The organism is Pseudomonas juntendi (genome assembly GCF_009932375.1).
GTDB classification, from domain to species: domain Bacteria; phylum Pseudomonadota; class Gammaproteobacteria; order Pseudomonadales; family Pseudomonadaceae; genus Aquipseudomonas; species Aquipseudomonas juntendi.
On the sequence record NZ_BLJG01000625.1, the window covers coordinates 1 to 209 of the forward strand.

The 209-nt window shown below is 73.2% G+C and carries 1 pseudogene; it reads right to left on the reverse strand.

The annotated features are described in order from the left end of the window. Positions 1-209, reverse strand: a pseudogene (locus tag GYA94_RS27550) (hybrid sensor histidine kinase/response regulator); the annotation flags it as partial.

The window sequence follows — 209 nt, forward strand, 5'->3', positions numbered from 1 at the left end:
ACCGAGGCCATGTCTTCCACCACCAGCACGTGCGCGCCAGTGCCTGGCAGGTGCTGCACGTTGGCCGGCTCCACCGCGACCGCGGCCTCCGCCCGGGCCGGCAGCAACAGGGTCACCTCCGTGCCCTGCCCCACCACGCTGCTCAGCAGCACATGCCCGCCGGACTGCCGGGCGAAGCCGTAGATGGTCGACAGCCCCAGCCCGGTGCC